Origin of the sequence: Arthrobacter gyeryongensis (genome assembly GCF_039543785.1) — a bacterium.
Classification (GTDB): domain Bacteria; phylum Actinomycetota; class Actinomycetes; order Actinomycetales; family Micrococcaceae; genus Arthrobacter; species Arthrobacter gyeryongensis.
The window spans coordinates 75,533-100,593 of the sequence record NZ_BAABKK010000014.1 but is presented as its reverse complement, the minus strand read 5'-3'; the positions used below and the strand labels follow the sequence as shown (position 1 = coordinate 100,593).

The window sequence follows — 25,061 nt, the reverse complement described above, 5'->3', positions numbered from 1 at the left end:
CCTTCTTCTCGGTGTCGCACCACTGCCAGCCGATCACATGCTCTCCGGCGATCGCGATCAGGCAGCACTACGAGCCGACGTAGATCCCGTCGATCTGGACCTGGTCATGGATCTCGCCCGTGGCCGGAATCGCGGGGGCAATATTCCAGCACCACGCCGTGCGGCGCCGGAAGGACCGGGCCGTACCGAACGAGTCAACCAGCGCTTGGCCGCCGGTACCCAGCAACCAGCCCGGAAACGCACCCAGCTCCGCACGCCGACTCACATCCGGGCGTTCACCCGAGCGGCTCGCCCCGCATTCCAGGCACCGGTAGCGCTGCTTACCCGCGGCCGTTTTCCCGTTCCGTACCAGCGCCTGACCGCAGACCAGACATTCCAGAGATATGCAAGCACCCCAGCCACCCTAAGCTTCCAAAGCTTAGCTACCCCGAAATTCGCCCGCCAACACTGGGAAGCAGGCACAATCCATACACACGTTTTGTCCTATAACCCATCATTTCCGTGTTCAGGCGCCATTTTCATGCCCACTCGGCGGATTCTGCTCAATCATTCGAATGGACAAACCCCGTACCCTTGGAATCAAGCGGCCGGCAACTCGCGCTCTGGGAATGATCCAGCAGAATCTCACGGAGACGCCTGCTCTTGTCTCCGCCTTGTCTTGGCCAAGCGCTAGGGTGGTACTCAAGAGAAGGGGAGGGCTGAATGGACCAGCAGGAAAGCTACACCGCGCCTGAACCGGAAGCCGTTGGGGCTCCGGTATCCGAGGACCGGCAAACGGTGGCAGCAAGTGGCCGTACAGTGATCTCGGATTCCGCTGTCGCCAAGATTGCCGGCATTGCCGCCAGGGCTGTTCCGGGCGTCTATTCGCTCGGCTCGGCTCCGTCGCGCGCCCTCGGAGCCATTCGCGATGCCGTCGGCAGCCAGGACCATGCTGCGGGTGTCCGCGCCGAGGTCGGAGAAACCCAAGTGGCCGTGGACCTCAATCTGGTGGCCGTCTATGGATACCCTTTGCATGATGTCGCCAACCAGGTCCGCGCGGCCGTCTATCGCGCCGTCGAATCGTTGGTGGGCCTTGAGGTCATTGAGGTCAACGTTGAGATCAACGACGTGTACGTCGCTCCTCCGGTCAAAGCCGGAACAAGAGGCGCATTATCGGAAAGGGAGCCACTCCAGTGAACTTGACCGTTGTCGGAATCGGGATCGGCGCCTTCGTGGCGTTCATGGCGTTCCAATTCGGATTGTGGGGTTTCATCATCGCCCTTCTCTTCATGGGCATCGGTGCACTCCTGGGCCGCGCCGCGGACGGAAAGCTTGACCTTCGCAGCGTGCTGGATGCCCTCACCGGCCGCCGTTCGTCGTCATGAGTTCCGCGGCTGAGGCTGTGGAGCCCGCCGTCTCCCTGGCTGGCCACAACCGAATCAGCACCCAGGCCCTCACTACTTTGGCCCAGGCGGCCGCCGCGGAAGCGCTCGGTGTCTCGGCGCAGGATGTTCGCGCCGAATGGTCGGACGACGACGGCCTCCTGGCACTCTCGATTGCCGCCCCGATCCGTGTGCCCTCGCTGACGGAAGTCCTCAGGGACCCCCGGCGGGTAGAAGGATACGGTGGAACGGTCTGGGACCGGGCCGTCGCTGCCAAGACGGCCATCCTTGAGCGCGTCACCCAACTCAGCGGTTCCACCCTGAGCCGCGTGGATATCCGGATCAGCGGCGCACGCGTCAGCGAAGGAGCCCGCGTCCAATGAGCCACGCCCAGACCCCGCACGCCCGGCGCAGCCACCCGGACACCGCGCGCGGGCAGACGACGGACAGCGGCACACCCGGGATGCAGACACCGGAGACCCCAGACGTCGGCGACCGGATCGACGTCGGCCTCCAGCGCATCCTCAAGCGCGAAACCCGTTCCTCGCGTGCGGGAATGGCCGGGCTGGCAGCGGCCCTTGTGATTGCGGCGTGTGTCTACGCCCTCCTCGAATCCGCTTTGCGCGCCATTGGCCAACCGCCGTGGCTCATCGATCCGCAAACGGCTGCCGAACGGCTCATTGCCCTGCCCGGAGGTATTTCGCCCCTGCTGCTCGGTTCCCTCGGCGGCGTCGTGGCCATGGTGGGCCTGATCTTCTTCTTGAACGCGGTCCTGCCCGGCCGAAAGTCCCGTCACTTGCTTCAGGATCCCCGGGCCGGAGTAGTGGTGGACGACGAGGTCATCGCTTCGGCGCTGGCCCGTGCTGCCCGGACCGCAGCGAACGTCACCCAGGAGCAAGTCATGGTGGTGGTTTCACAGCGGCTGGTTGTGGTCAACGTCCGGCCCACCTCGGGCGTGCCCCTGCACGAGGAGCGGATCCTTGCCGCCGTCGAGGATGAACTTCGAAAAATGGCCCCTTCACCCATGCCTTCAGTCCGTGTCAATGTCGCTACGTCCGGGGTGATCGGTGCATGAACGGCACTCCGCACGTCCTCAACCGCATCCTGATCGGCATCCTTGGCCTGAAGCTGCTGGCCATCGGCATTCTCCTGATGCTGCTCGCCACTGTTCCCGCCGTGGGAAATTGGTGGCAAGGCTGGTCCACCGGGCTCTGGGAACACGCCAAGTACCTCTCAGAGCAGACCCGCATTCCAGGTCGGGAGGAAAGCTGGCTCTGGATTGCCGCAGCAGCGGTGCTTGTGGTGCTGATCGTGCTCATGGTGGCCTGGGTGTCGCAGCAGGGCAAAGGCCGCGCCAACCTCATCGTGTCGGAGTACGACGACGCCCGGACGCCTGGCGACGTCAACATCGGCGGGAACCTTGCCGAGCAGTCGCTCAAGGCGGCCCTCGCAGAACGTACGGATCTCGCGGGCTTGACGGTGGCAACCTACGAGGTCAACGGTCGTCCTGGGCTCCGTGTCAGGGTCCAGCCCCGTCAAGGCGTTTCCCCGCACCTGCTGGCCGCGGACGTCTCCCGGCTGGTGGAGGCGCTGGACGTGGTGGTGGGACGCAGGACTCCAGTTTTGATTCATATCGGGGCAGGCGCGCGGACCCGGTTCAGCAAGGCCGAGCGCGTTCGTTGAACTGATAGCAACCCGTGTTAATCGGATAGCTACGTTACCTCCCAGGCATTTTGCGTTGCAGAGGTGTCCGTGTGGGCCATAGTTTGAAGGGTAGGGGGAAATCTTCCCTTTGGTTGGGCTTGCCCGGCCGGCACCGGACCTAGGGTCCGAGTCAAGCCGATGGACCAAAAAACTTGGGCCAGGAACAAGGAGAAAACCATGAGCGAAGAAGTCAACAACATCAAGCAAACCGGCGAAGCCGCGGCTGAACAGGCCAAGAACGTCGCAGGCGATGCCGCGGAACACGTCAAGGAATTCGCCGGCGAAGCGGTCGGGAACGCGAAGGAATTGGCCGGCGATGCCGCTGAGCACGTCAAGGAGTTCCTCTCGGGTGACGTGGCTGAGAAAGCCAAGGACCTCGCGGGCGATGTTGCCGGGAACGCCAAGGAAATCGCGGGCGACGTGGCCGAGAACGCCAAGGGCTTCGGATCCAAGATCGCTGGTTTCTTCAAGGGCGGCAAGTAGGCTCCTCGCCATTACGGCGCCTTCTTGACCCTCTTTGGCTACAGAACGGGGCCGACACGCAGCAAGTTGTGCGTGTCGGCCCCGTTTTCGCGCCAAAGAAGGTCGGGAAGGGAAGGCCCTACTCCGCCACGAGGTACGCCCCGCTGTTCGGGACAATCGAATGCCCGCCCGAGCCGCCGTCGCTGGAGAGTTCCACCCGGAACCCGGCCGGCACGGGGAGGTCAGCAGTACCCATGTTGGCCACTACCAAAACGTCCCGGTTGTGGAAGGCCAGGACACCGTTAGCGGGATCGTGCTCTTCAGCCCACTGGAACGTGCCTGAGCCCAAGCGGTGCGAGCGGCGGAATGCCAGGACGGAACGGTACAGCTCCAGGGTGGAGCCCCCGACGCCGGCCTGGACGTCCGCCGCCAGCTCGCCGAACGCTTCGGGTTGGGGCAGCCAGGGCGCTGCGGGTGCTATGCGAGTAGCACCGGCGCCGCCCGGACCAGCCGACGGGTCCGAGAATCCGAAGCCGGGCTCGGCGGATTTCCAGGGCAGCGGCACGCGGCACCCATCGCGGCCGCGCTCCACGCCCTTGGTACGGAAGAATGATGGGTCCTGACGCGCCTCGGCCGGCAGAGACGTGTGCTCCGGCAGGCCGAGTTCCTCACCCTGGTAAAGATAGGCCGAGCCGGGCAGGGCGAAGGACACCATTGAGGCGGCCCTTGCCCGCGCCAGGCCTAGAACGGCGTCGGGCTGTTCGTCTTCCGCTGCGATTCCCTTGGGGAAAGTGGTGGGATCTGCCAGCCCGAAGCGGCTGGGGTGCCGGACAGTGTCGTGGTTGCTCAGGACCCAAGTGGAGGGCGCCTCGACGGATCCCGCCGCGTCCAGCGAAGATTCGATTGCCTCTGCCATGCGCTCCGCGTCCCAGCCTGCCAAGAGGAAATCAAAGTTGAAGGCCTGTTGCATTTCGTCCTTCCGCACGTAGCGGGCCAGGCGCTCGGCAGGCTCCACCCAGGCCTCGGCAACCAGCATGCGGTCGCCGTCGTACTCGGCGAGGACTCTGTGCCATTCGCGGTAGATCTCGTGGACGCCGTCCTGGTCGAAGAAGGGCGACGGCGGGTCCAGCGGGGGCTTGACCTTGTGCTCGACGGCGGTCGCGACGCCCCCGGCGGCGGGCCTGGCGCCGGTAGCGACATGAGGGTGTGCGGTGTGCGGTTCGACGGCTTCGCTGTGGGCGCCGGGTGCGGATAAACCACCTTCGACCATGGCAGCAACGCCCTCCCAGTCCGGCAATCCGGCTTCTTTGACCAAGCCGTGGGCAACATCCACCCGGAAGCCGTCAACTCCGCGGTCTAGCCAGAAGCGCAGTACCGAACGCATCTCATCATGGACCTCGGGGTTTTCCCAATTGAGATCGGGCTGCTTCGTGTCGAAAAGGTGCAGGTACCACTCGCCGGGAGTGCCGTCGTCGTTCGTTAGGCGCGTCCACGCGGGGCCGCCGAAGATGGACTTCCAATTGTTCGGGGCCAAGGCCCCGTCCCCGGAGCCCGGCTTGGAGTCTTTGCCCGGGTGGAACATGTAACGCTCGCGTTCGGGGGAGCCGGGGGCGGCGGCGAGGGCTTCGCGGAACCAAGCGTGCTCATCCGAGGTGTGATTGGGCACGAGGTCGACGATCACCTTGATGCCCAGGCTGTGTGCCTTCTCCAACATGGCGTCGAAGTCAGCCAAGGTACCGAAGAGGGGATCGACGACCCGGTAGTCCGCCACGTCGTATCCGGCATCAGCCTGCGGCGACTCGTAGAACGGGGAAAGCCACACCGCATCCACGCCCAACGATTGGAGATAAGGCAGTTTCGCGGTGACGCCGGCAAGGTCGCCCATACCGTCGCCATTGGCATCGGCGAACGAGCGGGGATAAATCTGGTAGACGACGGCGCTTGCCCACCACGCGGAATTGCTGGAACCGGGGGTTGGGATCGGGGAGTTCGGCACTGGATTCCTCTCGATGACATATTTTTGTGTAAACGCTTGCATTACTACCGGGAAGCTTACTAATGTGAGGCTCACCACATCAACCGCACTGCGGAAATACCTGGTCCACTCACTGAGGAGTTCCCAGCATGAACACACGCAAGTACCTTTTGCCGGCCGCTGTTGCCGGCGTGCTAGCCATGTCCCTGTCCGCCTGTGGTGGCGGCGGTGGCGGCAGCACAGCCTCAAGCGGCGGAGATGCCGCAGCGAACCTCGACGGGCGGGGTCCAATCACCTACGTCCAGGGCAAGGACAACAGCAACGTTGTCCGCCCGCTCGTCGATAAGTGGAATGCGGCGCACCCGGATCAGAAGGTCACTTTCAAGGAGCAATCCGACCAGGCGGACCAGCAGCACGATGACCTCGTGCAGCACTTCCAGTCAAAGGATGCCAACTACGACGTGGTTGACGTGGACGTCGTCTGGACGGCGGAGTTTGCCGCGAAGGGTTGGCTGCAACCGCTCTCGGACAAGATGAGCATCGATACCTCCAAGATGCTGCCGGCCACAGTCAAGACGGCAACGTACAACAACACCCTTTTCGCCGCACCGCAGACCTCGGACGGCGGCATTCTGTTCTACCGCAAGGACTTGGTGCCCACCCCGCCCAAGACCTGGGACGAGATGATGAGCATGTGCTCCATCGCGAAACAGAACGGCATCGACTGCTACGCGGGACAGTTCGCCAAGTACGAAGGCCTCACGGTGAACGCGGCTGAAGCCATCAACACGGCAGGCGGCACAATCGTTGGAGACGACGGCAAATCGAGCGTGAACTCCACGTCGGCCAAGGACGGCCTTAACAACCTGGTCACCGCATACAAGAACGGAAACATCCCCACGCAGGGCGTCACGTACCAGGAGGAACAGGGCAGGCAGTCCTTCGAAGACGGCAAACTCCTCTTCCTACGCAACTGGCCTTACGTCTACAACCTCGCGAAGACGGACGGCTCATCCAAGGTAAAGGACACCTTCGGCATGGCTCCGCTCCCGGGTAAGAGCGGCCCTGGCGCTTCATCCCTCGGCGGACACAACCTTGCCGTCAGCGTCTACTCGCAGCACAAGGCCACGGCCAAGGACTTCCTGACCTTCATGACCAGCGAAGAAACCGAGAAGTTCTACGCAACGCAGGGATCGCTGGCCCCGGTGCTGACTTCCTTGTACGACGATCCGACCCTGGTCACGCAGCTGCCGTACCTTCCGGTGCTGAAGACCTCGATTTCCAATGCCGTGCCGCGCCCGGTCACACCGTTCTACCCGGCCGTGACCAAGGCCATCCAGGACAACGCCTACGCTGCCATCAAGGGCGACAAGTCTGTCGATCAGGCATTGAAGGATATGGACACGGCCATCAACTCGGCCAGCCAATAGCGACACTTCCAGTGAACCTCGGGCGGCCGGCGCATAAGGCGGACGGCCGCCCGGGGGGCCACACTATCAATTTCCGGAAGGAGGGGAAATGTCCACCCTTGCGCAGCCTAAGCGGGCGCCAGAGACACCAAGCCCCAAAACCAAAAAAGTTCAAAAAGAAGTAGGACAGGACCGGGCAGCCACGTCCCAAGGCCGGTGGGCGTTCTGGTTGATTTCCCCCGCCTTGGTGCTGCTCGCCGTCGTGATCGTATACCCGGTGGTCAACGCCATTATCATGGCGTTCCAGAAGGACCAGGGCCTTGACCCGGCGACCAAGCTATTCGTTCAGGGTGGACCCGCGGGCTTCGATAACTTTGTCCACTGGTTGGCCCAGCAATGTGGCCCCGCTGCCTGTGCTCCTGGCACTCTCGGTTCCCAATTCTGGAGCGCCGTTGGGACGACGTTCTTCTTCACTGTGGTCACGGTAGTCTTGGAGACCGTCCTAGGGTTCTGGATGGCCATCATCATGGCGAGGACGTTCCGCGGTCGCAGCGCCCTTCGCGCTGCTGTCCTGGTTCCGTGGGCCATTCCAACGGCCGTTACCGCAAAGCTGTGGTTCTTCATCTTCGCCTTCGACGGCATCGCCAACAAGCTCTTTGGCACGGCGATCCTGTGGACCGGAAGCGAATGGCCGGCACGCTGGGCGATCATCATTTCCGACGTCTGGAAGACGACGCCGTTCATGGCCCTGCTGATTTTGGCTGGACTCCAGATCATCCCGGCGGAAGTGTACGAAGCCGCGAAGGTCGACGGCGCCTCGGCATGGCAGCGTTTCACCCAGATCACTTTGCCATTGGTGAAGCCTGCGCTCATGGTGGCTGTCCTGTTCCGTGTCCTTGACGCATTGCGCATGTATGACCTCCCGGCCATCATGACCCAGGGCTCCAACAACACCACAACGTTGTCCATCCTGGTGGTTGAACAGATCCGTCAGGGATTTAACTCAGCAGCGGCGCTGTCAACCATCACGTTCCTCATCATCTTCCTCGTCGCGTTCATCTTCGTTCGCTTCCTGGGAGCCAACGCGGTCGCCTCAGCCACACCCAAGACCAAGGGGCAGGAAAAATGACAGCCGTGAGCATCGACGCCGCGCCCAAGACAGCCGCTCGACGGCGGGAACGCTTGGCGAGCAGCCGCACGTACATCAGCGCAGCGCTCATCTTCATCTGGTGCCTGATTCCCTTCTACTGGATGATCGTGACCGCGTTCCGCGACGTTGGATATACCTTCGACTCGACTCCGTTCTTCACCCACGTCACCTGGGACAACTTCACGACGGTGTTCTCGGAGAACCTGGGCAACCACTTCGGCCGGAACCTCCTGAACTCACTCTTGGTAGCAGGGGTAACCACTGTGGTCGCGCTGCTTTTCGGGGTATTCGCGGCGTACGCCTTGTCCAGGCTTGAATTCCGCTTCAAGTTCCTGGTCCTCGGCTTTGTCCTCGGAGCGTCGATGTTCCCGGGCGTGGCCTTGGTGACGCCGCTGTTCCAGCTGTTCACGAACATCGGCTGGTACGGCACATATCAGGCGCTGATCATTCCGAACATCTCGTTTGTGCTCCCTCTGACGGTTTACACCTTGACCTCCTTCTTCCGGGAAATGCCTTGGGAGCTGGAGGAATCGGCTCGAATTGATGGCTGCACACAGGGCCAGGCATTCCGCAAGGTGATCATGCCGCTTGCTGCGCCGGCTGTCTTTACCACCGCAATCCTGGCGTTCATCGCTTCGTGGAACGAGTTCCTCATCGCGAGCCAGCTGTCCAACGAGCAAACCAAGACCGTTACGGTCGCTATTGCCTACTTTGCCGGTGCCCAGGCCCACCAGGAGCCGTACACCGCCGTCATGGCGGCCGGAACGGTTGTGACGATTCCGCTGGTGATCCTTGTGCTGGTCTTCCAGCGCAAGATCGTGGCGGGCCTGACAGCGGGCGCCGTCAAATGACGCATACTCCGGATTCGGCCGGCCCGTCCCTCGGCGGGCCGGCCAAGGAGCAGCACTCGCGAGTGAAATCGGCGGAAGATTTCGACCTCGTGATCGGTTTTCTCGGCTTTTGGGCCTTGGTCCTGCTGGTCATCACTGTGGCCGCCGAGCTCACGGCCCAGCCCGCATTGGGCTGGGCCCTGGGCCTGCTGGCGGTGTTGCTGGCCCTGTGGGGGATGCTCCGGCTTCGCCGACGGCTCCCAGCACGGACAACCAGACGCATCAGGTGAGCAGCCAGCCGAAATAAGTAGCGCGGAATCGGCGGAGGGCAACCATGCGGAATACGCTGGTTATCTGCCGTCTGGGAAGGAACCCCCGGCTTCCGCACGGATTCCTTGAGGGGGCTTGAGTGGCAAAAACGAGTGAACGGTCCCAGCGTGGCGGCCACGCAGGAGCCAGCATTGAGGACGTCGCACAGGCCGCGGGCGTTTCCACCGCCACCGTTTCCCGTGCAGTGCGCGGCCTTCCCCGGGTATCTCCTGCAACCCGGGAGAAGATCCTCAGGGTCGCCGGAGAACTTGGGTATGTTGCGTCGTCGTCCGCTTCGGGACTGGCCACGGGCCGTACCAGGACGATCGGTGTCCTGGCACCTTACGTGGACCGGTGGTTCTTCTTCAAGGCCATCGAGGGCGTGGACCGCGAGCTCCACGCCCGCGGCTACAACCTGTCCCTGTTCAACTTGGGCGGGCAGCGGGGAGCGCGGGAACGGCTCTTCAGCAAGACGATGGTCTATAAGCAGATCGATGCGCTCCTGGTCCTTTGCATGTCCCTGACACCCGAGGAAATCGCCGATCTCCAAAGGATCGAAATCCCTCTGGTCATTGTCGGCGGTCCGGTGGAGGATTGCCCCAGCATCGGCATCGACGATTACGCCGCCTCGGTTGAAGCCACCATGCATCTGTTGAACCTCGGTCACCGGGAGATCGCGCTGCTGCATGGCCAGGACGATTCGGACCTGAACTTCACCGTCCCACGATTGCGCGTTGATGGCTTCACGGATGCCATGACGAGCGCGGGTTTCTCCATGCCTCCGGAATGGGACATTTTCGGAAACTTCACGGTGGGCAGCGGCCAGGAAGCGTTCGACGAGCTCTGGAGCAAGCCCGGGCCTAAACCGACGGCGATCTTCTGCGCTTCCGATGAAATGGCCATGGGAGCCATGTTGCAGGCGCGGCGCCGTGGCGTCCGTGTACCGGAGGACTTGTCCATCATCGGCATTGACAACCATGAATTCGCCGAGGCCATGGGCCTGACAACCGTGGCGCAGGACCCTGTCGAACAAGGCCAACTGGGCACGCGCATGCTGTTGGACGAATTGGCCGGGGCCGCGGGTTCCGTGCGGTCCATGAAAGCGCCCCACCGGCTGATCGTGAGGGAAACCACCGCACCGCCCCGCCCCAAGGACTAACTCCCCCCAAGGGCTAACTCGCCCCAGGAGCGAGGAAGCCCAGGAGCTAGGAAGCCCGGGCCAGCTGCCTGATGGGGATCCAGCGGGAAGCCAGCCTGCGATAAGCCGCGGCCGCTCCTGTCATGTCCCCCTCGGCCAGGCATTCGATGCCGAGCCTGACATCCATGGGCGACTCGTCCGGGTACACCTTGTCCGCCACGGCGCCGTAGTCCAGTTCGACCATTGACTGCACGTGGAACAATTCGAGCCACTCGGTGAGCTGGGTGAGGTCGTCCAACATGTCCAGGTCCGGGGCGGCGAGGGCAAGGTTGGCTACGGCGAACCGGGCCCGGTCCAAGGCGTCCGTCAGTGAGGCCCAGACCCTGACCGTCAGGATGCGTCCGCCGGATTCCACGACATCCTTACGGTCCGACTCCTGGAACAGCGAGAACCAGCTGAAGGGGATGCCCCAAGTGGAGGCCCGGGTGTGCACGCGTTTCGCGTCGTGGCTGGCGTTGATACGGTCTATGCGTGCTTGGTGCCGGTCGCGCTGGTCCACGGGGATGAGCAGGTCCGCGAGGGGACCGTGGATACCTTCCATGAGGGCATTGGCCGCCAATCCTGCCCGGATGACCAGTTGGCTGGGGCAGTAAAGCAGCCGGCCGGCGTCGGGGTCGTTCCGGTCTCCGGAAGGAACCCGTGTGATGCGGACCAGATCGGTGCTGCCGGTGGGGAATGGGTCCCCGCCTTTACGAGTGACCCGTCCGAGGGAAGCGAGCAGCTCGGCAGTTTCGACGGCGGCCCGCGAACCGCTGCGGGTGCCGCTCGCCACGAGCTGCTGCCGCTGGTCCTCGGGGAATGCCTCGAGTGGTTCGTAGACGCGCAACGCTGAAGAGAAGGGCAGCCCTGCCTGGCTCCCGTATAGCTTTCCGCTCATCGCGGGCCCGCCTCCTCCGTCATTGTTGCTGCTCAGTCCGTAAGCTCCACGATCACGGGAGCGTGGTCCGAGGCGCCCTTGCCCTTGCGTTCCTCGCGGTCGATCGAGGCCCCGGTGACACGGGCGGCCAGCGCGGGGGAGGCCATGACGAAGTCGATGCGCATGCCTTCCTTCTTGGGGAACCGCAGCTGCGTGTAGTCCCAGTAGGTGTAGACGCCGGGACCCGGGGTGTAAGCGCGCGCGACGTCGGTGAAACCGGCCGCTTCGAACGCCCGGAAGGCCTCGCGCTCAGGTTCGCTGACGTGGGTGAGCGCGTTCGCCCGGAAGTAATCGATGTCCCAGACATCCTCGTCCAGCGGCGCGATGTTCCAGTCGCCCATGAGCGCCACCTGGGTCTCGGGGTTCTCCGTGATCCAGCCGGCGGCGTGGCCCTTCAGGGTGTCCAGCCACTTGAGCTTGTACGGCATGTGTTCGTCGTCCAATGAACGGCCGTTGGGAACGTACAGGCTCCACACCCGGACCCCGCCACACGTTGCGGCAATCGCACGGGCTTCCTGGACAGGATCCTTGCCGGCTTTTCCGAAGGCGGGCTGGTCAACAAAGGTGCGCTCGACGTCGTCGAGCCCTACACGCGAGGCGATCGCTACGCCGTTCCATTGGCTCAGACCGAAGTGGGCAACCTCGTAGCCCATGCGTTCGAAGAGCTCCCACGGGAAGTTGTCGTCCTTGCACTTGGTTTCCTGCATGGCGAGGACGTCGCAGTCACTGCGCTGCAGCCAGGCTTCGACGCGGTCGGCACGTGCGCGGAGCGAATTCACATTCCAGGTAGCTATCTTCACAGCCACTAACTTACCGAACTTGGGACTGGGCGCATCCCCTTGGGGTGGATTGCTACCGGGGACTAGTGGGCGAGCATCACCGAAGAAGAGGCGCGCCTGCGTAGTTTGATGCCGGAGGCGATCAACAAAACGCCACTGACCGCGGCATATGTCGCGAGGAGAGCCACCACGCTCAGGAATCCCGCGCCCGGATTGACGAGCACAAAGAGCCCAAACAAAGTGGTGACCAACGCTGTCAACATCCAGATCCACCAAGCCCTGACCGTCGTCCTGGTGTCCATGGCAAGGATGATTTGCGAAATGCCGAGGACCAGGGCCCATGCTCCTATGAGGACGCCCAGTGCCGCGGCGGTGATCCCTGGCCACGAAACGGCCACGATGCCGGTCGCGACGGAGATGAAGCCGCCGATCAGGCTCCAGCGGGAGTGGCGCGCAGGGTCGTAGAAGTAGTGGGCCATATTGGTGAGCCCGTCCGTCATAGCGAAGACGCCGAAGACGTAGACGAGGGCAAACACCGTGGCGACTGGCAGGGAAGCGACAAGGAAGGCCAAGAGTAGGGCCAAGGCTCCCCGGAAGATGAGCGCCGTTCCTGAATGCTGGAACAACTTGCGTCCTGCGGTGTCGGACATAGGGTCAGTTTAGACCCGGGGCGGTAGCTGGGGAATGGGCCAGCCGGAACTCCCCACCTTTGGCCTTGAAGCGGCGGCCCGCGTCACTACGCGGGCCGCCGTCGGCGTCGGGCGTCAAAAGCGGTGAGTTTCAGCGGGAGTCTTTAGACCGACTCCAAAATCGAAACGTAGTTCGCAATGCCTACGCCGCCCATGTTCTGCACGGCACCGCGGCGGGCGTTGGGCAGTTGCATGGCGCCCGCGGTTCCCGTGAGCTGCATGGCCGCGATGACGTGCTGCGACACGCCGGTGGCGCCCACGGGGTGGCCCTTGGCCTTGAGGCCGCCGGACACATTGATGGGCAGCTTGCCGTCCTTGTAGACCCAGCCTTCCTGAACCGCCCGGGAGCCTTCGCCACGCGGCGTCAGTCCCATGGCCTCGTACATGATCAGTTCGGCGATCGTGAAGCAATCGTGCACTTCGGCGAAGTCCAGTCCATCGATCCCGACGCCGGCCATCCCCAGCGCGCGCTCCCAGGAGACCCGCGTGGCGGCGAACTCGGTGGGGTCGCGGCGCTCCGCCGGGAAGAAGTCGTTCGCGTGCCCGAAGCCCGCCAACCGCACGGCGTCGGTAGCAGCGCCCGACGCCGGACCGAGGGAAAGCACGACGGCGGCGGCGCCGTCGGACACGGGAGAGCAGTCCGTGCGGCGCAGCGGTTCGGCAACCATGGGATTCTTCTCGGAAACCGTCCGGCAGAACTCTTCGCCGAAGTCCCTATGCATCTGCGCGTAGGGGTTGTCCATGCCGTTGTGGTGGTTCTTGGCGGCGATGGAACCGAGGACGTCGCCCAGGCCGCCGGCAAAACCAGCGCCATCGATGCCAGAACCACGAATGCCCTCGCCGTAGCGCTTTTCGTAGTGCTTGGCCACCTCGGCGAACAGCCCCGTGAATCCGGTGGTGGAGGCCTTGCCCGCCATTTCGTAGGACGCTCCCAGAAGGGCTGCGCCTACGACGTCGGCTCCGGCGTCGGTCATTTTTTCAGCCCCGATCACCAGGACGTTCCGGGCAGTGCCGGCCAAGACAGACTTCACGCCTTGCTGGAACGCTGCAGAACCGGAGGCGCAGGCGTTCTCCGTCCTCGTAGCCGGCACGTTTGCCAGGTCCTCGGACAGTTGCAGCGCCAGCGAGGACGTGAAGCCAAGGGGCTGCATGCCTGAGTTGAACTGGCCGAGGTAGATTTCGTCGATGTCCCGCGGCTCAAAGCCGGAGTTACGGATGGCCTCCGCGGACACCTGGACGATCAAGGACTCCAGCGTCTCGTCCGTGAGTTTGCCGAACTTGCTGTGTCCCCATCCGGTGAGGAGGACATCTTTGCCGAACTGCTCTTTCAGGCTCATGCCAGGGTTCCTTCCAATGCAGGAGTGGTTTCCAATGCGACGTCGAACGCTGCCTCGGTCTTTTCACGGAGTTCCTCTACGGTGATCCCCGTGGCGAGGCGGGTCAGCGTGAGCTGCCGCCCGTCGTCGTCGTCGTTCTTGAACAAATCGAACACAGCGAGGTCACTGACAATCCGGTCCACCACCCCCAGCCCGGTCAGCGGCAGGGTGCATTCCCGGACGATCTTGGCGCTCCCGTCCTTGGCATTGTGCTCGGTGAGGACCACGACGCGCGGGGTGCCGGCCACCAGGTCCATGGCGCCGCCCATGCCCTTGACCATCTTTCCCGGAATGGTCCAGTTGGCGAGGTCGCCATTGCCGGAAACCTGCATGGCACCGAGTATGGCAACCTTGACGTGTCCGCCGCGGATCATGCCGAAAGACGTTGCCGAGTCGAAGATGCTGCCGCCGGGCAGGACCGTGACGGTCTGCTTGCCGGCGTTGATGAGGTCGGCGTCTTCCTCGCCCTCGTAGGGGAAAGGTCCCATGCCGAGGAGGCCATTCTCGCTTTGCAGGACAACCCGCACGCCGTCGGGCAGGTTGTTGGCAACGAGGGTGGGAATGCCGATGCCGAGGTTGACGTAATCGCCGTCGTTGAGCTCCTGGGCCGCAATGGCGGCCATTTCGTCGCGGGTCCATGCCATGGTGGTTCTCCTTGTCGGGTGGGTGCTTAGACGGCCGGGGCTTCAGTGCGGGGCCGGACGGTACTAGAAAGCCGGGGCCGGACGGTGCGCTGCTCAATGTCCTTGGTCCGGCCGCTCGCCTGGACCAGCCCCTGGACGTAGACGCCGGGCGTCACGATGTGGTTCGGGTCCAATTCGCCGGGCTCCACGATCACTTCGGCCTCCGCGATAGTCACGATTCCCGCCGTCGCCACGACCGGGTTGAAGTTCCGCGCCGTGTAGCGGTAGATCAGGTTGCCGTCCGTGTCCGCGGTGTGCGCGCGGACCAGTGCGACGTCGGCGACGATCCCGCGCTCGCGGACGTAGGTGACGCCGTCGAACTCTTCGAGCGGCTTGCCTTCGGCAACCAGTGTGCCGACGCCGGTCCGCGTGTAGAAGGCGGGGATGCCGGCACCACCGGCGCGGAGCCGCTCGGCCAAGGTGCCCTGGGGAGCGAATTCGACCTCGAGCTGCCCGGAGAGGTACTGCTCGGCGAAGAGCTTGTTCTCGCCCACGTACGAGGCGATGACCTTACGGACCTGTCCGGCTTCGATGAGGACGCCAAGCCCCTTGCCGTCAATGCCCATGTTGTTGGAGACCACCGTCAGCTCCTTGACGCCCGAATCGCGGACGGCGTCGATCAGGTCCGCGGGGATGCCACTGAGCCCGAAGCCGCCGACGGCGATCGTCTGGCCGTCGCGGAGGACGTCCTGAAGTGCAACGGCTGCGCTGGGCTGGATTTTGGCCATGGCTTTGTCCTCGTCTTTGAGTAGGATCCCTCATCGGCTATCCACTTTGTGGACACCGGGCTGAGTTAGCGGTCTGAAAAGGAGCTTAGGGCGGCTCTGCGCGGAGGGTCAACGGTCCCGCACGGCGAGTAGGGCTGAACTTGCACAGTGTGGACGCTAGTCTTAGAAGTGTCCACATTGTGGAGGAAATTTTTGAAACGGGGTAGCGTTGCCAGCTCAGCAGCCGCACATCAAGCCGGTCCAGGGCGCCCAAGTGGTGGGCCGGGTCGCCGCGCTCCTCCGGCTCGTGGGGCGAAAGCCGGAGGGCATGTCCATCGCTGGCCTGGTCCGTGAGTCCGGACTAACCCGCCCTACGGTGCACCGCTTGCTCGCGTCCCTCGCCGCCGAAGGCCTGCTGGACCACGACCAGCGGACCGGGAACTGGATCCTGGGACCCGAGATCTTCCTGCTGGGGTCGGTGGCGGCTGCGCGGTTCCCGTTTGAGGACTTGGCCCGGCCCAGTCTGCGCCGCTTGGCAGAGGAGAGCGGGGAAAGCGCCTTCTATTCGATCCGTCGTGGCCACGAAACCGTCTGCGTGCTCCGCGAGGAAGGCAGCTTCCCCGTGCGGTCGTTCGTCTTGCACGAGGGTGTCAGGTTCCCGCTCGGCGTAGCGTCGGCCGGCACGGCAATCATGGCCTTCCTGCCGGACGAAGAACAGGCAATGATCCTGTCCGGCTGGGAACGGCATGCGGGGGACTTCGCCGCCGGCCACACCGAGAGTGTGGTGCGCCGGAACCTTGAGCGCACCCGAATAGCCGGGTACTCGGTGAATCCCGGCTTGGTGCTCGAAGGCAGTTGGGGAATGGCGGCCGCTGTCTTCGACCAGCTGGGCCGGCCAATCGGCGCATTGTCCCTCACTGGGATCGAGCCGCGATTCCGTCCTGAACGCCAGGAATTCCTCGGCAAGTTGCTCATGGAAGAAGCGCACCGCATGAGCCCCGCTTGAGGGGTGCCAAATTAAGTTTTGAAGATCTACCCATCCACCCGGCCCGCACCTCCGAATAGCTGGCATAAGGACTTAGCCCGCAAGGGTGAAGTGCTTTCACACCGGAATCAACCGGCACCGAATGTCAGTCCGTTTGAAGGAGAAATGTCATGCTTGCTACAAAGCGCACGTCTTTTGCGATCGCCGGCCTCGCCGCTTCCGCCCTGCTGGGCCTCACTGCTTGTGGCGGCTCCGCTTCCACGGCCTCACCGTCGTCGGCCGCTCCGAGCCCGTCGTCCACCATGGCGGCGACCCCCTCCGCCTCGGCAAGTGCCGCGATGGACCCGACCAAAGACCTGGTTGGCCCGGGCTGTGCAGGTTACGCCTCCCAGGTTCCCAGTGGTGCAGGTTCGGTTGCCGGCATGGCTCTCGACCCCGTAGCCGTGGCCGCTTCCAACAACCCGTTGCTCAAGACCCTCACGGCCGCGGTGTCCGGCAAGCTGAACCCCAAGGTGAACCTTGTGGACACGCTTAACGGCAGCCAGTTCACTGTCTTCGCTCCGGTGGACAGCGCTTTCGCCAAGATCCCCGCCGCCACCATCGACACCCTCAAGACGGACGATGCCCTCCTGAGCAAGATCCTCACCTACCACGTCATCCCCGGCCAGCTGACCCCGGACCAGATCGTGGGCACCCACAAGACGGTTGAGGGCGACTCCGTGACCGTTACGGGAACCAAGGACGCGCTCAAGGTTGACGGAGGCTCTGCCGTGATCTGTGGTGGCGTCCACACCGCCAACGCCACGGTGTACCTGGTTGACTCCGTCCTGATGCCGAAGTAAATCTCAGTACCGGCCGTGCCCCTTAAGATTCGTCTTAGGGGGCATGACCTTTGCACGAAATTCGAGGGGGATGAGTGAAGCCGTCGATCGTGTGGTTCCGGGACGACCTCCGGGCCGCGGACAACCCGGCACTGCGGGCGGCAGCCGACGACGGTTCCGCCGTCGCGCTCTACGTCCTCGATGAGGAATCACCTGGTATCAGGCCGCTCGGCGGCGCCTCCCGCTGGTGGCTGCATCATTCCCTGCTTGCCCTTCGCGAAGACCTTGCCGCCCTGGGTGTTCCGCTTTTGCTGCGCCGCGGACCGGCAACGGAGGTTGTCCGGGAAACCGCGACGGCGGTGGGTACCGGTTCGCTGTACTGGAACCGCCGCTACGGCGAGCCGGAGCGAATGCTCGACGCCGGCATCAAGACCTGGGCGCGCGAATCCGGGATGCACGCGGAGAGTTTCCAGGCCTCCCTGCTGCACGAGCCGTGGGCCGTGACCACGAAGCAAGGCGGCCCGTTCAAGGTCTTCACGCCTTTTTGGCGGACCGTGTCCGGCTTGGATTTCCGTGAACCGCTAGAGGCTCCGGAACCGGGCCGGGGATTCTCCGGCCGGCTCCCTGAGTCCGAGGATTTGGACACGTGGGGAATGCTGCCGCGAAACCCCGATTGGTCTGCGGGGCTGGCGGAAAGCTGGCAGCCGGGTTCGGCCCAGGCGCATGAGCTTCTTGACGACTTCGTGGAGAACGGGCTCGCGGACTATTCGGTGAACCGGGACCGTCCGGACGTGCCGGGCAGCAGCCGGTTGTCGCCCTTCTTGCGGTGGGGGCAACTCAGCCCGTTCGAGGTATGGCATGCCCAGCAATGCCGGCGTCAGGAACTGGGCGACGGTGCAGCAGTCTTTGCCTCGGAACTCGGGTGGCGTGAATTCTGCTGGCACCAGTACTTCCATCATCCGGACCTTGCAACGGCCAATTTGCGGCCCGGGTTCGACCACTATCCGTGGGCTTGGCCGGGTGGTCAGGGTGCCGGCTCGCATGAACCAGCCGTCCAGGAAGCCGCAAATCTCCTTCGCGCGTGGCAGCAGGGCCGCACCGGGTTCCCCATCGTGGACGCAGGCCAGCGGCAATTGTGGCACACAGGATGGATGCACAACCGGGTCCGCATGGTCTCAGCCAGCCTCTTGGTGAAGAACCTTGGTATCCACTGGCAAGTGGGCGAGCAATGGTTCTGGGACACCCTCGTGGATGCCGATCCTGCGTCCAATCCCGCGAACTGGCAGTGGGTAGCCGGTTCCGGCGCGGACGCCTCGCCCTTCTTCAGGATCTTCAACCCGGAAACCCAGGCCAAGAAATTCGATCCGAACGGCAGCTACGTCGGCCAGTGGATCCCGGAACTGTCCACGGCGGACTATCCGGAGCCGGTGGTGGACCTTAAGGCCTCGCGCCGGGAGGCTCTGGATGCCTACGGCAACCTGCCTCGCTGAGCGGGCTCAACTGAGCACCAGCTGACGTGCTCTAGAAATTAGTAGGAAGTCCGAGTATATTCGGGATCAAAGACGTCCCGGAGCGCAGTTGGACATGTGCCTTCGAGGCCGATGGCGGGTATTCCCCATATGCAAAGGAGCATTCCATGGTGCGCGAACTTTCCCACTACATTGACGGCCAGAGGATCGACGGGACCTCCGGGCGCTTCAGCGATGTCTACGATCCCTGCACCGGCGAGGTCCAGGCAAAGCTCCCCTTGGCCAGCGCCGATGAGGTCAGGAACGCGATCGCGAACGCAGAAAAAGGCCAGCTCGAATGGGCTGCCATGAACCCGCAGCGCCGTGGCCGGATCCTGCTGAAGTTCGTGGACCTCGTCAACGAACACATGGACGAACTCGCTACGCTGCTCTCTTCCGAGCACGGCAAGACCTTCCCCGATGCCAAGGGCGACATCCAGCGCGGCATCGAGGTGGTGGAGTTCGCCGCCGGTGCCCCGCACCTGCTCAAGGGCGAATTCTCGGACAACGCCGGCACCGGCATCGACGTCCACTCGCTGCGCCAGCCGCTCGGCGTCGTCGCGGGCATCACTCCCTTCAACTTCCCGGCCATGATTCCGCTCTGGAAGTCCGGCCCCGCGCTGGCCGCCGGCAATGCCTTCATCCTCAAGCCCTCGGAGCGCGACCCCTCGGTGCCGCTCCGCCTGGCCGAGCTCTTCACCGAGGCCGGATTGCCGAACGGTGTCTTCAACGTCATCAACGGCGACAAGGAGGCCGTTGACGCCCTTCTCGAGGATCCACGCGTGAAGGCCATCGGCTTTGTCGGTTCCACGCCGATCGCCCAGTACATTTACGCCACGGCGGCGGCCCACGGAAAGCGCGCCCAGTGCTTCGGCGGTGCCAAGAACCACATGGTGATCATGCCCGATGCCGATCTCGACATGGCCGCGGATGCACTCATCGGCGCCGGCTTCGGCTCCGCCGGCGAGCGTTGCATGGCGATCTCGGTGGCCGTACCGGTCGGCCAAGAGACGGCCGACGAACTGGTTTCCAAGCTGCAGGACCGCATCAAGGCACTGAAGGTCGGCCCGAGCCTGGCCAAGGATTCGGACTTCGGCCCGGTGGTGGCCGCCTCGGCGAAAGAGCGGATTGAAGGCTACATCCAGGCCGGCGTCGACCAGGGCGCCACGCTTGTCACCGATGGTCGCGGCCTCAAGGTCGATGGTTACGACGGCGGTTTCTGGGTTGGCCCGACCCTCTTCGACAACGTCACGAAGGACATGTCCATCTACAAGGAGGAGATCTTCGGCCCGGTCCTGAGCGTCCTCCGCGCGTCCGACTACGAAGAAGCGCTGCGGCTCTGCTCCGAGCACGAGTTCGGTAATGGCGTCGCGATCTTCACCCGCGACGGCGACGCCGCCCGCGACTTCGCCAGCCGCGTCGAAGTAGGCATGGTGGGCATCAACGTTCCCATTCCGGTTCCGATCGCCTACTACACCTTCGGCGGCTGGAAGGCCTCGGGCTTCGGCGACCTCAACCAGCACGGTGCGGACGCCTTCCGCTTCTACACCAAGACCAAGACGGTCACCACCCGCTGGCCTTCGGGCATCCGCCAGGGCGCCAGCTTCGTGATGCCGGCCGGCAGCTAATGGCCGAGGTTCTGTTCGAGAAGCGCGGCCACCTCGGCGTCATCACGCTGAACCGGCCCAAGGCCGTCAACGCACTCACCGCCGGGATGGTGCACGCCATGCTGGAGCAGCTCACCGCGTGGGCGGACGACGACGCGGTCAAGACGGTCTTGGTGCACGGCTCCGGGGACCGCGGACTGTGCGCGGGTGGGGACATCGTGGCGATCTACGACGACATGCTGCGCCACGGTGACCAGACCGCGGACTTCTGGGCTGCGGAATACCGCTTGAACTTGCTCATTGCCCGGTACCCGAAGCCTTATGTGGCCTTCATGGACGGTCTGGTCCTCGGCGGCGGGGTCGGCATTTCAGCCCACGGCTCCGTCCGCGTAGTCACCGAGCGGACCCGCACCGGCATGCCGGAAACAACGATAGGCTTTGTGCCCGACGTCGGCGGGACCCTTCTGCTGTCCCGCTCGCCGGGCGAGTCCGGCACCCACGCAGCCCTCACGGGTGCCCACTTGAGCGGGGCCGACGCCTTGTTCCTGGGGTTCGCGGACCACTTCGTCCCGTCCGAAAGCCTGCCCGCGCTAGCGGAAGCGCTGCAAAGCTCGACGGCGGAGGCCGCCGTCGGGCGCTTCGTGCAGGAGCCGCCGGCCTCGGCCCTGTCCGGCCAGCGGGACTGGATCGATGCCGCCTATGCTTCCGACGACGCAGAGGAAATCGTCGCGAGACTGCGCGCCGCCGGAGGCGACGCCGCTGCAGCCGCGGACACCATCGAGGCGAAGTCGCCTACGGCCGTGAAAGTCACCCTGGAATCGTTGCGGCGCGTCCGGGAGCTATCCCTCGAGGAGGCCTTGGAGCAGGAATACCGCGTCGGCGTGCGCTGCCTGGCTGGCCCGGATTTCCGCGAGGGGATCCGCGCCCAAGTTGTGGACAAGGACCGCAACCCACAGTGGAAGCCAGCTTCCCTGGCGGAGGTGTCGCGGGCCGCCGTCGAGGGCTTCTTCGCGCCGCTCGGCGACCGTGAACTCAAACTTCATTCAAAGGAGCCCGACCATGTCTGACGCAGTTTCCGGCACTATCGCTTTCCTCGGCCTCGGCCACATGGGCGGCCCCATGGCCGTAAACCTTGTCAAAGCGGGTCATCAAGTAGTCGCGTACGATCCCGTGCCGGCAGCACTCGAGGCAGCCCGTGAACATGGCATTGCCACGGTGGATTCCGCTCCGGAGGCCGTCGCTGGCGCCTCCATTGTCCTGACCATGCTGCCCAGCGGCAAGCACGTCCTTGACGCGTACCGGGGAGTGGACGGAGCACCGGGCCTGCTCTCGGTGGCTGCGCCGAACACGCTGTTCCTGGACTGCTCCACCATCAATGTCGATGAGGCCCGCGAGGCCGCGGCCATTGCCTTGGAGGCCGGCCACCGCTCCGTGGACGCGCCCGTTTCCGGAGGCGTGGTGGGTGCCGAAGCCGGAACCCTGACCTTCATGGTGGGGGCGCTGCCCGAGGACTTCGAAACGGTGAAGCCGATCCTGGAGCTCATGGGCCGGAGGATCGTGCACTGCGGTGACCACGGGGCCGGGCAGGCCGCCAAGGTCTGCAACAACATGATCCTGGGCGTTTCCATGATTGCCGTCAGCGAGGCATTCGTCCTGGGCGAGAAGCTGGGCCTCACGCACCAAGCGCTGTTCGACGTCGCTTCCAACGCCTCCGGGCAGTGCTGGGCGCTGACCACCAACTGTCCGGTTCCCGGACCGGTCCCCACCAGCCCGGCCAACCGCGACTACCAGCCGGGATTCGCCGGAGCGCTCATGGCCAAAGACCTGCGGCTCGCGGTCAACGCGCTTGAGAGCACCGGAGTGGACGGCCAAATGGGGCACTTGGCATCGAAGATCTACGACGCTTTCGCAGCCGAAGGCGGAGCCGGGCGCGACTTCTCCGGCATCATCACGGACATCCGGGACAAGTCCGCCAAGTAGCCTTGGCGGGTAGGTCATTTACGAAAAAAGGGGCACGGCTTGGCGCAGCAGTACGAAAACATCCTGGTGGAACTCCGCGGACGCGTGGGCCTGGTGACCCTGAACCGGCCCAAGGCGCTCAACGCGTTGAACCAGGCCACCATGAATGAGATCGTGGCGGCCGTGTCGGACATGGATGCGGATCCCGCCGTGGGTGCCGTGGTGATCACCGGTTCGGAGAAGGCCTTCGCCGCCGGCGCCGACATCAAGGAGATGGCATCCAAGGGGTACATGGAAATGTATGCCGCCGACTGGTTCCGCGCCTGGGAAAACCTCACGCGCCTGCGCATTCCCGTGATTGCCGCGGTGTCCGGCTTTGCCCTCGGTGGGGGCTGCGAACTTGCCATGATGTGCGATTTCATCATTTCCGGGGACAACGCCAAGTTCGGCCAACCTGAAATCAACCTCGGTGTCATTCCGGGCATGGGCGGCTCGCAACGGCTGACCCGCGCCGTGGGCAAGGCCAAGGCAATGGACATGATCCTCACTGGGCGGTTCATGGACGCCGAGGAAGCCGAGCGGGCGGGACTCGTTTCCCGCGTCGTGCCGCCCGATTCCGTGGTGGAGGAGGCGCTGAAGGCCGCCGAGGTGATCGCGTCCAAGTCCAAGCCGGTTGCCATGGTGGCCAAGGAGGCCGTCAACGCAGCCTTCGAAACCGGCCTCTCCCAGGGTGTTTTGTTCGAGCGCCGGATCTTCCACTCATTGTTCGCCACCGAGGACCAAAAAGAAGGCATGGCAGCGTTCACGGAGAAGCGGCAGCCGGAGTTCAAACACCTTTAGGGTCCGCCCAAAACGGCGCTGGGCCCACGCCGGCAGGGTTCCCTAGCCGAACTTGTGAGGCGAGGGGGCCGGTGGGGAGCTGTGGATGGCGGGTTACCGGGCCCGAGCTCGACCGGGAAATCGAGCGCGTGCCCGTATTGGGACCACCCGCCCGTGAAGAGCCGGCCGTGTCCTAGACCGGCGTGCTCCAGGGCCAGAAGATTGTGGCAAGCCGTCACCCCGGAGCCGCAATAGCTGATCACATTCTCGGCCGAAGTGATTCCTGCCGCGGCGAAGATGCGGAGCAACTCGGCCTTGCTGCGCAGTTTCCCGTGAGAATCCAAGTTCTCCCTGCACGGGACGTTCCTCGCGCCGGGCACGTGCCCGGGCCTTGGATCAATGGGATCCTGCTTGCCCTCGAAGCGGTCGCGGTTCCGTGCATCCACCGCGGAGTTTGTTGCGATCGAGAGCTCGTGGATCTCCGCCAGGCGGTTGCCGGGCCAAGTTTGTGCCGTGAAATCACCGACGGGCCTCGAGGGATGTGTAGTTTCAAGCGGGCCTTCATAGCTGGCCAGCCCGCCATCCAGCAGAGCCGAACTGTGGCCCGTGGCGCGCAGCATCCAGACCAATCGCGCGGCGATGACACCGCCAGCGTCGTCATACGCCACCACGATGTCGTCATCGCTGATTCCCACTCCCCGCATCCCGAAGGCAAAATCGTCCGGGGCAGGCAGCGGGTTTCTTCCCTCGAGAGGCGATCCCTCAGCCGAGAGCCATCGATCCAGGTCGACAAAAACGGCACCGGGGATGTGCCCGCCGTCGTACGCCTCCCGGCCCGAGCGCCCGTCGAGGTACCAGCGCACATCGGCAAGCACCACGCGGCGACGGTTTTGAGACAGCCATTCGAGATCGACAAAAGGTTCCACGGCTGAATTCTGCATAGCCACAATGCTACGTACGAGTCTCACTATTTGATTTGCGAATCTCACAATATGGTCACGCGAACGAAAGTGTACGACCAAGGATTGATCGAACTCGAATACACCGTCTGCAAGTGGGGCTAACGGGCTTCAGCATTGCTGTCCGGCGGGACCAGCGCTGCGTCGAAGAACGTGCGTTCCAGCCGGACCGCCTCGGCGAACGTCCCGGCCACGCGGGCACGGTCTTCGGCGGAGACGGGCTCGACGGCGTCGAACTCCGCCCGCAACCACTCAACCCACGTGTTGTACTCGGGGTTGTTGTGCAGGCGGATCCACTCCGAATGCTTTGGTGCTGACGGCCATGTAGCCGGGTCGCCGGCCCGGGACGCCCAGCCGCCGTACAGCCATTCCGCCACCAGTACGACAGCCAACACGTCCGGGTAGGAGCGCGTGGCGATAGCGCTCCGCATGAGGGCATCGAAGTCGCGGGTCGCAGGACCCAGTGAAGGCGCTATCCGGTCGGCCTCAGGTACGGATAACTCCTCAAAGCAATCCTGGAAGTACGTGTTCTCGTCCGAGGCGAAAGCCCCGAGCACCCGTGCGAACACGAGTCGCGATGGAAGCGACGGTGCTGAGGCAACTGCCTGGCCCAGGAGCGCCGTGAACGCATCGCAGAACTGGTAATCCTGCACGAGGTAGCGGCGCAGGTGGTCATCGGGAAGGCTCCCGTCGAAGAGCTGATCCACGAACGGATGGTTGACGGCTGCGTCCCAATCTGCGGCGCAGTTGCTCCTTAGTAGTTCGGCAAAGCCCACGGTGTTCCTCCTGGAAGTTCAGAACCGCAGCCTAGCAGCCGGCGCCGGCAGGCAAGCCTGGATGACGCACATGATCGAC

At 64.1% G+C, this 25,061-nt stretch carries 28 protein-coding genes and 1 pseudogene; 18 read left to right on the top strand and 11 right to left on the bottom strand.

Annotation, left to right across the window (positions count from 1 at the left end; translation table 11 throughout):
- Window positions 1-67: 67 nt before the first annotated feature.
- Both ABEA18_RS11755 and ABEA18_RS24640 read right to left on the bottom strand, forming a co-directional pair.
- Window positions 68-265 carry a hypothetical protein gene (locus ABEA18_RS11755; RefSeq protein WP_345449590.1) on the bottom strand — a complete coding sequence of 66 codons (198 nt, stop codon included), beginning with the start codon at window positions 263-265 and terminating at the stop codon, window positions 68-70.
- Window positions 266-298: 33 nt separating this feature from the next.
- A pseudogene (locus ABEA18_RS24640) lies at window positions 299-370 on the bottom strand (IS1/IS1595 family N-terminal zinc-binding domain-containing protein); the annotation flags it as partial.
- 332 nt (window positions 371-702) lie between these two features.
- Here ABEA18_RS24640 and ABEA18_RS11750 point away from each other — a divergent pair.
- The 6 genes from ABEA18_RS11750 (at window position 703) to ABEA18_RS11725 (ending at window position 3,548) form a co-directional block, all read left to right on the top strand.
- Entirely contained in the window at window positions 703-1,176 is a 474-nt protein-coding gene (locus ABEA18_RS11750; RefSeq protein WP_345449589.1) for an Asp23/Gls24 family envelope stress response protein, read from the top strand.
- Window positions 1,173-1,364 carry a DUF2273 domain-containing protein gene (locus ABEA18_RS11745; protein ID WP_059388473.1) on the top strand — a complete coding sequence of 64 codons (192 nt, stop codon included), beginning with the start codon at window positions 1,173-1,175 and terminating at the stop codon, window positions 1,362-1,364. The genes ABEA18_RS11750 and ABEA18_RS11745 overlap by 4 nt, the downstream gene beginning before the upstream one ends.
- Complete coding sequence (locus ABEA18_RS11740; RefSeq protein ID WP_345449588.1) at window positions 1,361-1,744, top strand: hypothetical protein; 384 nt, start codon at window positions 1,361-1,363, stop codon at window positions 1,742-1,744. Before ABEA18_RS11745 ends, ABEA18_RS11740 begins: the two co-directional genes overlap by 4 nt.
- Window positions 1,745-1,824: 80 nt before the next feature.
- Window positions 1,825-2,436, top strand: a complete 612-nt coding sequence (locus ABEA18_RS11735; protein WP_345449596.1) for a hypothetical protein — start codon at window positions 1,825-1,827, stop codon at window positions 2,434-2,436.
- Window positions 2,433-3,044 carry a hypothetical protein gene (locus tag ABEA18_RS11730; RefSeq protein ID WP_345449587.1) on the top strand — a complete coding sequence of 204 codons (612 nt, stop codon included), beginning with the start codon at window positions 2,433-2,435 and terminating at the stop codon, window positions 3,042-3,044. The genes ABEA18_RS11735 and ABEA18_RS11730 overlap by 4 nt, the downstream gene beginning before the upstream one ends.
- Before the next feature lie 198 nt (window positions 3,045-3,242).
- Complete coding sequence (locus ABEA18_RS11725; protein ID WP_345449586.1) at window positions 3,243-3,548, top strand: hypothetical protein; 306 nt, start codon at window positions 3,243-3,245, stop codon at window positions 3,546-3,548.
- A 118-nt stretch (window positions 3,549-3,666) separates the two neighbouring features.
- On the opposite strand, the gene ABEA18_RS11720 is transcribed toward ABEA18_RS11725, so the two are convergent.
- Window positions 3,667-5,565, bottom strand: a complete 1,899-nt coding sequence (locus ABEA18_RS11720) for a glycoside hydrolase family 13 protein (protein ID WP_486303810.1) — start codon at window positions 5,563-5,565, stop codon at window positions 3,667-3,669.
- A gap of 86 nt (window positions 5,566-5,651) precedes the next feature.
- Between ABEA18_RS11720 and ABEA18_RS11715 the strand changes: the two genes are divergently transcribed.
- The 5 genes from ABEA18_RS11715 to ABEA18_RS11695 all read left to right on the top strand — a co-directional run bounded on the left by ABEA18_RS11715 (window position 5,652) and on the right by ABEA18_RS11695 (window position 10,359).
- Window positions 5,652-6,932, top strand: a complete 1,281-nt coding sequence (locus tag ABEA18_RS11715) for an ABC transporter substrate-binding protein (protein WP_345449585.1) — start codon at window positions 5,652-5,654, stop codon at window positions 6,930-6,932.
- 88 nt (window positions 6,933-7,020) lie between these two features.
- Window positions 7,021-8,040, top strand: a complete 1,020-nt coding sequence (locus ABEA18_RS11710; protein WP_345449584.1) for a carbohydrate ABC transporter permease — start codon at window positions 7,021-7,023, stop codon at window positions 8,038-8,040.
- Window positions 8,037-8,912, top strand: coding sequence for a carbohydrate ABC transporter permease (locus tag ABEA18_RS11705; protein ID WP_345449583.1), 876 nt, complete (start codon window positions 8,037-8,039; stop codon window positions 8,910-8,912). Before ABEA18_RS11710 ends, ABEA18_RS11705 begins: the two co-directional genes overlap by 4 nt.
- A gap of 62 nt (window positions 8,913-8,974) precedes the next feature.
- On the top strand, window positions 8,975-9,181 hold the full coding sequence (locus ABEA18_RS11700; protein WP_425550513.1) for a hypothetical protein: 207 nt from the start codon (window positions 8,975-8,977) through the stop codon (window positions 9,179-9,181).
- A gap of 119 nt (window positions 9,182-9,300) precedes the next feature.
- Entirely contained in the window at window positions 9,301-10,359 is a 1,059-nt protein-coding gene (locus ABEA18_RS11695) for a LacI family DNA-binding transcriptional regulator (protein ID WP_284981923.1), read from the top strand.
- A 46-nt stretch (window positions 10,360-10,405) separates the two neighbouring features.
- On the opposite strand, the gene ABEA18_RS11690 is transcribed toward ABEA18_RS11695, so the two are convergent.
- The 6 genes from ABEA18_RS11690 to ABEA18_RS11665 all read right to left on the bottom strand — a co-directional run bounded on the left by ABEA18_RS11690 (window position 10,406) and on the right by ABEA18_RS11665 (window position 15,569).
- Window positions 10,406-11,275, bottom strand: coding sequence for a DUF8083 family protein (locus ABEA18_RS11690; protein WP_345449581.1), 870 nt, complete (start codon window positions 11,273-11,275; stop codon window positions 10,406-10,408).
- A gap of 32 nt (window positions 11,276-11,307) precedes the next feature.
- Window positions 11,308-12,114 carry an exodeoxyribonuclease III gene (locus tag ABEA18_RS11685; protein ID WP_234752737.1) on the bottom strand — a complete coding sequence of 269 codons (807 nt, stop codon included), beginning with the start codon at window positions 12,112-12,114 and terminating at the stop codon, window positions 11,308-11,310.
- A gap of 62 nt (window positions 12,115-12,176) precedes the next feature.
- The gene (locus tag ABEA18_RS11680) at window positions 12,177-12,743 is read right to left on the bottom strand and encodes an HdeD family acid-resistance protein (protein ID WP_345449580.1); all 567 of its coding nucleotides are present in this window, start codon (window positions 12,741-12,743) and stop codon (window positions 12,177-12,179) included.
- 143 nt (window positions 12,744-12,886) lie between these two features.
- A complete protein-coding gene (locus tag ABEA18_RS11675; protein ID WP_345449579.1) occupies window positions 12,887-14,119 on the bottom strand; it encodes an acetyl-CoA acetyltransferase in 1,233 nt (410 codons plus the stop codon).
- Entirely contained in the window at window positions 14,116-14,802 is a 687-nt protein-coding gene (locus tag ABEA18_RS11670; RefSeq protein ID WP_345449578.1) for a CoA transferase subunit B, read from the bottom strand. The genes ABEA18_RS11675 and ABEA18_RS11670 overlap by 4 nt, the downstream gene beginning before the upstream one ends.
- A gap of 26 nt (window positions 14,803-14,828) precedes the next feature.
- Window positions 14,829-15,569, bottom strand: coding sequence for a CoA transferase subunit A (locus ABEA18_RS11665; RefSeq protein ID WP_345449577.1), 741 nt, complete (start codon window positions 15,567-15,569; stop codon window positions 14,829-14,831).
- 208 nt (window positions 15,570-15,777) lie between these two features.
- Here ABEA18_RS11665 and ABEA18_RS11660 point away from each other — a divergent pair, with 208 nt between their 5' ends.
- The 7 genes from ABEA18_RS11660 (at window position 15,778) to ABEA18_RS11630 (ending at window position 23,268) form a co-directional block, all read left to right on the top strand.
- The gene (locus ABEA18_RS11660) at window positions 15,778-16,554 is read left to right on the top strand and encodes an IclR family transcriptional regulator (protein ID WP_345449576.1); all 777 of its coding nucleotides are present in this window, start codon (window positions 15,778-15,780) and stop codon (window positions 16,552-16,554) included.
- Window positions 16,555-16,703: 149 nt separating this feature from the next.
- Complete coding sequence (locus tag ABEA18_RS11655; RefSeq protein ID WP_345449575.1) at window positions 16,704-17,375, top strand: fasciclin domain-containing protein; 672 nt, start codon at window positions 16,704-16,706, stop codon at window positions 17,373-17,375.
- 74 nt (window positions 17,376-17,449) lie between these two features.
- On the top strand, window positions 17,450-18,844 hold the full coding sequence (locus ABEA18_RS11650) for a cryptochrome/photolyase family protein (protein ID WP_345449574.1): 1,395 nt from the start codon (window positions 17,450-17,452) through the stop codon (window positions 18,842-18,844).
- 146 nt (window positions 18,845-18,990) lie between these two features.
- A complete protein-coding gene (locus ABEA18_RS11645) occupies window positions 18,991-20,490 on the top strand; it encodes a CoA-acylating methylmalonate-semialdehyde dehydrogenase (protein WP_345449573.1) in 1,500 nt (499 codons plus the stop codon).
- Window positions 20,490-21,536: an enoyl-CoA hydratase/isomerase family protein gene (locus ABEA18_RS11640; RefSeq protein WP_345449572.1), complete on the top strand. Its 1,047-nt coding sequence runs from the start codon at window positions 20,490-20,492 to the stop codon at window positions 21,534-21,536. Before ABEA18_RS11645 ends, ABEA18_RS11640 begins: the two co-directional genes overlap by 1 nt.
- Window positions 21,529-22,449 (top strand): 3-hydroxyisobutyrate dehydrogenase, encoded by a 921-nt coding sequence (mmsB, locus tag ABEA18_RS11635; RefSeq protein WP_345449571.1) that lies wholly within the window; start codon window positions 21,529-21,531, stop codon window positions 22,447-22,449. The genes ABEA18_RS11640 and mmsB overlap by 8 nt, the downstream gene beginning before the upstream one ends.
- Before the next feature lie 39 nt (window positions 22,450-22,488).
- On the top strand, window positions 22,489-23,268 hold the full coding sequence (locus ABEA18_RS11630) for an enoyl-CoA hydratase (protein WP_345449570.1): 780 nt from the start codon (window positions 22,489-22,491) through the stop codon (window positions 23,266-23,268).
- Here the strand turns inward: ABEA18_RS11630 and ABEA18_RS11625 are convergent.
- Both ABEA18_RS11625 and ABEA18_RS11620 read right to left on the bottom strand, forming a co-directional pair.
- On the bottom strand, window positions 23,265-24,188 hold the full coding sequence (locus ABEA18_RS11625) for a sulfurtransferase (protein ID WP_345449569.1): 924 nt from the start codon (window positions 24,186-24,188) through the stop codon (window positions 23,265-23,267). The two genes, ABEA18_RS11630 and ABEA18_RS11625, sit on opposite strands and share 4 nt — an antisense overlap.
- 119 nt (window positions 24,189-24,307) lie before the next feature.
- Window positions 24,308-24,982, bottom strand: a complete 675-nt coding sequence (locus tag ABEA18_RS11620; protein ID WP_345449568.1) for a TenA family protein — start codon at window positions 24,980-24,982, stop codon at window positions 24,308-24,310.
- Window positions 24,983-25,061: the final 79 nt, after the last annotated feature.

What these genes read in the sequence shown, in the direction of transcription:
- ABEA18_RS11750 (WP_345449589.1), top strand. Translation starts at nt 703, where the DNA reads ATGGACCAGCAGGAAAGCTACACCGCGCCTGAACCGGAAGCCGTTGGG.
- ABEA18_RS11740 (WP_345449588.1), top strand. Translation starts at nt 1,361, where the DNA reads ATGAGTTCCGCGGCTGAGGCTGTGGAGCCCGCCGTCTCCCTGGCTGGC.
- ABEA18_RS11735 (WP_345449596.1), top strand. Translation starts at nt 1,825, where the DNA reads ATGCAGACACCGGAGACCCCAGACGTCGGCGACCGGATCGACGTCGGC.
- ABEA18_RS11730 (WP_345449587.1), top strand. Translation starts at nt 2,433, where the DNA reads ATGAACGGCACTCCGCACGTCCTCAACCGCATCCTGATCGGCATCCTT.
- ABEA18_RS11725 (WP_345449586.1), top strand. Translation starts at nt 3,243, where the DNA reads ATGAGCGAAGAAGTCAACAACATCAAGCAAACCGGCGAAGCCGCGGCT.
- ABEA18_RS11720 (WP_486303810.1), bottom strand. Translation starts at nt 5,565, where the DNA reads ATGCAAGCGTTTACACAAAAATATGTCATCGAGAGGAATCCAGTGCCG.
- ABEA18_RS11715 (WP_345449585.1), top strand. Translation starts at nt 5,652, where the DNA reads ATGAACACACGCAAGTACCTTTTGCCGGCCGCTGTTGCCGGCGTGCTA.
- ABEA18_RS11710 (WP_345449584.1), top strand. Translation starts at nt 7,021, where the DNA reads ATGTCCACCCTTGCGCAGCCTAAGCGGGCGCCAGAGACACCAAGCCCC.
- ABEA18_RS11705 (WP_345449583.1), top strand. Translation starts at nt 8,037, where the DNA reads ATGACAGCCGTGAGCATCGACGCCGCGCCCAAGACAGCCGCTCGACGG.
- ABEA18_RS11690 (WP_345449581.1), bottom strand. Translation starts at nt 11,275, where the DNA reads ATGAGCGGAAAGCTATACGGGAGCCAGGCAGGGCTGCCCTTCTCTTCA.
- ABEA18_RS11680 (WP_345449580.1), bottom strand. Translation starts at nt 12,743, where the DNA reads ATGTCCGACACCGCAGGACGCAAGTTGTTCCAGCATTCAGGAACGGCG.
- ABEA18_RS11675 (WP_345449579.1), bottom strand. Translation starts at nt 14,119, where the DNA reads ATGAGCCTGAAAGAGCAGTTCGGCAAAGATGTCCTCCTCACCGGATGG.
- ABEA18_RS11670 (WP_345449578.1), bottom strand. Translation starts at nt 14,802, where the DNA reads ATGGCATGGACCCGCGACGAAATGGCCGCCATTGCGGCCCAGGAGCTC.
- ABEA18_RS11665 (WP_345449577.1), bottom strand. Translation starts at nt 15,569, where the DNA reads ATGGCCAAAATCCAGCCCAGCGCAGCCGTTGCACTTCAGGACGTCCTC.
- ABEA18_RS11655 (WP_345449575.1), top strand. Translation starts at nt 16,704, where the DNA reads ATGCTTGCTACAAAGCGCACGTCTTTTGCGATCGCCGGCCTCGCCGCT.
- ABEA18_RS11645 (WP_345449573.1), top strand. Translation starts at nt 18,991, where the DNA reads ATGGTGCGCGAACTTTCCCACTACATTGACGGCCAGAGGATCGACGGG.
- ABEA18_RS11640 (WP_345449572.1), top strand. Translation starts at nt 20,490, where the DNA reads ATGGCCGAGGTTCTGTTCGAGAAGCGCGGCCACCTCGGCGTCATCACG.
- mmsB (WP_345449571.1), top strand. Translation starts at nt 21,529, where the DNA reads ATGTCTGACGCAGTTTCCGGCACTATCGCTTTCCTCGGCCTCGGCCAC.
- ABEA18_RS11625 (WP_345449569.1), bottom strand. Translation starts at nt 24,188, where the DNA reads ATGCAGAATTCAGCCGTGGAACCTTTTGTCGATCTCGAATGGCTGTCT.